This window comes from Nguyenibacter vanlangensis (assembly GCF_013376155.1).
Lineage (GTDB): Bacteria > Pseudomonadota > Alphaproteobacteria > Acetobacterales > Acetobacteraceae > Gluconacetobacter > Gluconacetobacter vanlangensis.
Map to the genome: position 1 here is coordinate 1 of NZ_JABXXP010000950.1, position 887 is coordinate 887.

Sequence of the window (887 nt, forward strand, 5' to 3'; positions counted from 1 at the left end):
CAGGGCGGCGGGATCGGCGCGCAGGGCGGCGGGCAGCGTGACCCGTTCGGACGGGGCATAGGCGCCGGTGCGGAGATTAATCGATTGCTTGACCGGCGCGGCCCGGCTTCCGCCGGTCCGGTCCAGCCGGTAGAAGCCGCCCTTGCCCTTGCGGCCGGTATAGCCGCCGGCGACCATGGTTTCGATCAGTGCCACAGGCGCCAGTTCGGTGACGAACCGGTCGGAGGGCGGCAGGCGGGCCCGCATGCTGCGGTCGATCTGCGGCATCAGATCCAGCCCGACCAGGTCGGACAGGCCGAAGATCCCGGTCTTGGGAATGCCGAACGGCGCCGAGAGGACGGCATCGGCTTCCTCGACCGTCAGGCCCAGGGCGATCGCCGCCTGGATGCCGCATTGCACCCAGAAGGCGCCGATCCGGTTGGCGATGAAGCCCGGGCGGTCCTTGGCCATGACCACCGTCTTGCCCAGCACGCGATCCGCGAAGCCGGCGATGCGCGCGACGTGCGCGGGATCGGTCCGGGGCCCATGGACGAGTTCCATCAGGCGCATATGGCGCGGCGGGTTGAAGAAATGGGTGATGAGGACATCGCGCTGGATATGTTCGGGCAGGTCCTGAAGCAGCGCGTCCAGCGGAATGGTCGAGGTATTCGAGCTGATCGGCGTGCCGGGGCGGCGTTCGGCGTCCAGGCGGCGATACAGGTCGCGCTTGGCCGCCGGGTCCTCGACGATCGCCTCGATGATCCAGTCGCAGGTTTCGATTGCGGCCAGGTCGTCCTCGATATTGCCGGTCGCGACCAGCCGGGCGGCGCCGGGCGACATGAAGGGCGGGGGATCGGATGCGCGCATCCGTTTGACCGCGCCGCGCGCCAGCGCGTCGCGGTCCGGAC

Annotated in this window: 1 protein-coding gene; it reads right to left on the reverse strand. The window is 69.7% G+C overall.

What is annotated here, in order from left to right; all coding sequences use genetic code 11:
• Positions 1-887 (reverse strand): 3-hydroxyacyl-CoA dehydrogenase family protein (locus HUK84_RS20385; RefSeq protein WP_176641822.1); only part of this gene is annotated, 887 nt, incomplete at both ends.